Here is a 3,105-nt window from a genome sequence, read left to right as displayed (position 1 = left end):
CACCGGCAGCTGCACGGGCCGCCGCCCCACGGCGTGGGCAGCGGCGTGGACCCGGCGGAGCTGGAGAGCCACCTCCACGGCGCCCGGTCGCGGATCTGTGACGCCTTCGAGCTGGCGCTGCAGGCGCGGGAGCCGCAGCTGGGGCTGATGGACCACGCCGCGCGGGTGGCGATGGTAGCCGGGCGCATCGCCGCGTCGATGGACATCAGCGACGGCGACCGCTACATCCTGAACACGGCCGCGCAGCTTCACGAGATGGGGATGCTCTCGCTGCCGGTGGACCTGATCGAGCGCCGGGGCACGCTTTCGCCGCAGGAGCTGCAGTGGGTGCGGGGCCAGGCGCGGGTGAGCGCCGACGTCGCCCGGGCGGCGTACCATCCCCGCATCGCCCTGCTGATCGAGAACCAGTACCGCGACCACGCCGAGCTGCGCCGCGACGGGCTTTCCGAGCGCGACCTGGTGCTGGCCGGCATCTTCCGCGTCGCGGACGTCTTTGCCACCGTCACCTGGCCGCGCCCCTACCAGGCCGCCATGAGTCCGCCGACGCGCTCGCATCTCCTGCAGTCCGGCGCCGGCACCCGGTTCGATCCCCTCGCCGTCCACGCGGCGCTCTCCGCCCTGTAGCTCCATCCAACGAATCCGCCGGAGGACGTGTCCTGTTGACGAGGGCCGCGTTCGCCGGGGTTCAATCCACCGTCGTCTGCGGCTAAATTAGCACCGTCCCGGGCCGTTCCGGGCCGGCTTTCCTCGCAGACGGCGGGCGCCCCGGTGCCCGCCCGGGTGTACCTCCGTGATGACGATGTTCCTTGCACGCGCTCCCCGGTTTCACGGGGCCGCGTTCCTGTTCCTGGCGCTGGCCGCCGCCGCGCCGCTTTCCGCGCAGGCCGGCGACACGCTGAACCTGCCCCTGGAGCAGGCGCTGCGCCTGGCCGGGGAGGGCGAAGAGGTGGGGCTGGCCGCGGGCCGGCTGGACGTGGCCTCCGCCGCCGTGGGCAGCGCCCGCGCGGCGCAGCTTCCCGCGCTGCGCCTCAACAGCAACTTCAGCCACGTCTTCGAGAACGCGCGCGCGCAGGCCGTGGGGCAGATCTTCAACCAGCCCAACACCTACGGTGCCAACCTGAACCTGTCCGTCCCCCTGTACCAGGGTGGCCGGGCGGTGCAGGGCATCCGCGCGGCCAGCCGCCAGCGCGAAGCGGCCGCGGCGGACCTGGAAGGAGCGCGGACGGACGTGCAGCTGCTGACGGTGCAGGCGTACCTGCGCGCGCAGCTGGCGGAGCGGCTGGTAGCCATCCAGGACACCAACGTGGCGCTGGCCGCCGCGCGGGTGCGCCAGGCCGAGCAGTTCGAGGCGGCGGGCCGCGGCTCGCGCTACGACGTGCTCCGCGCCCGGGTGGAGCGCAGCAACCTGGAGCCGCTGGCCATCCAGGCGCGCGGCGAGCGCGAGCTGGCGCTGCTGGAGCTGCGGCGCATCACCAACCTCCCCGAGAATCGGCCCATCCGCCTGACGACGTCGCTGCAGCCGGAGACGGTTGCCGCCATCGCCGACCGTTCCGCGGGGGCGGCGCTGGTGGACTCGGCGGCCCTGGAGGCGCTTCCCGGCGTGCGCGCCGCGCGGCTGCGGGCCCAGGCGTCGGAGGCGCAGGCGCGCATCGCGCGCTCGGCCCTGCTCCCCACCGTGTCGGTGAACCTGGTGAACGGCTGGGCCGCGTACCCGCAGGACTGGACGCTGCCGCTGCGGATCGGCGCGCTGCAGCAGGTGGACTGTCCGCCGGAGAGCGCCGCCGGCCGCGTGTGCACGCAGCAGAACGGCGGATGGTTCACGGACCGCTCGCTGCAGCTGGCCGTGAGCTTTCCCCTGTTCGACGGCATGCGCGGCCGCAACGACCTGCGCCAGGCGCGCGCCCTGGCCTCCGTCGCGGACCTGCAGGCGCAGCAGGCGCGGGAGACGGCGAACGCGCAGGCCGCCGCCGCGCGCGCCGAGATGGCCCGCGCGCGCGCCATCTTCGAGGCCGTGCGCCAGACCGTGGCCGAGGCCGAGGAAGCATTCCGCCTGGCCTCGCTGCGCTACGCCCGCGGGCTGGGGACGCAGCTGGACGTGTCCGACGCGCAGCTGGCGCTGCTGACCGCGCGCACCAACGAGGCGCGCGCCACCTTCGATCTGTACCTGGCGGCGGCCGAGCAGGCGCGCGCGCTGGGACGGCCCCTTCCGTCGCCCTCGGCGACCGCACCGTGATCCCGTCGATGCACTTTCTGCATTCATCGCTTCGCGCCGTCGCCTGCGGCATCCTGCTGGCCATGGCGGCAGCCTGCTCCAAGGACGCAGGCGCCGAGACCCCCAAGGGAGGGCCCGGCGGCCCCGGCGGCGGGCGCGGCCCCTCCGTCACCCTGGCCGCGACGGACGTGGCCACGCCCCAGCTGATGCCGCTGGAAGACGCCATTCCCGTCACCGGCAACCTGGAGCCGCTGGAGCGCGCCGAGGTGCGCGCCCGGCTGGAGGGCGACATCGTGCAGGTGTACGTGCGCGAGGGGCAGCCCGTGCGTGCCGGCCAGCTGCTGGCGGTGTTCGAGGCGGGCGACCAGGCCGGCAACGCCCGCAGCGCCGACGCCGACGTGGCGGCCGCGCGCAGCGAGCTCGGCACCGCGCAGTGGACGCTGGACCAGAACCGCGAGCTTCACCGCGAGGGCGCCATCCCCGAGCGCGACGTGCGCGTGGCCGAGGGTGCCGTGGCCGCGGCCCGCGCCCGCCTCGCGAGCGCCCAGGCGCGCCTGGGCAGCACCCGCCGCGAGGTGGGCGACACCCGCGTGGTCGCGCCCGTGGGCGGGATCATCGAGCGCCGGACGGTGAACCCGGGCGAGCACGTCACCCGCAACGCCAGCCTGTTCACACTCGTCCGCGGCGACGTGCTGGAATTGGCCGCCGCCGTTCCCGAGCGCGCCGCCGCCGGCGTGGCCGCGGGGCAGAGTGTGCGGTTCGTGGCGGATGGATCGCAGTTCACCGGCCGCGTGGCGCGCATCAGTCCGTCGGTGGACCCGGGCTCGCGCTCGGTGACGGTGTACGTGCAGGTGCCCAACCCCGACGGCCGCCTGCGCGCCGGGACCTTCGCC

Annotated in this window: 3 protein-coding genes; all 3 read left to right on the top strand. The window is 75.0% G+C overall.

Annotated features, from left to right (window positions below; all coding sequences use genetic code 11):
• The coding region (locus VIB55_RS00585; RefSeq protein ID WP_331874714.1) for an HD-GYP domain-containing protein at positions 1-624 on the top strand (624 nt) is incomplete at its 5' end.
• 175 nt (positions 625-799) lie between these two features.
• The gene (locus tag VIB55_RS00580) at positions 800-2,233 is read left to right on the top strand and encodes a TolC family protein (protein ID WP_331874713.1); all 1,434 of its coding nucleotides are present in this window, start codon (positions 800-802) and stop codon (positions 2,231-2,233) included.
• Between the two features lie 8 nt (positions 2,234-2,241).
• Positions 2,242-3,105, top strand: an 864-nt coding sequence (locus tag VIB55_RS00575) for an efflux RND transporter periplasmic adaptor subunit (protein WP_331874712.1), incomplete at its 3' end; no start/stop codon positions are given.

The sequence above is a fragment of the Longimicrobium sp. genome (assembly GCF_036554565.1).
Classification (GTDB): Bacteria; Gemmatimonadota; Gemmatimonadetes; order Longimicrobiales; family Longimicrobiaceae; genus Longimicrobium.
The sequence above is the reverse complement of the archived record's forward strand: the minus strand, read 5'-3'. Positions and strand labels throughout refer to the sequence as shown.

Coding starts and splice junctions, on each gene's coding strand:
- VIB55_RS00580 (WP_331874713.1), top strand. CDS start 800: ATGTTCCTTGCACGCGCTCCCCGGTTTCACGGGGCCGCGTTCCTGTTC.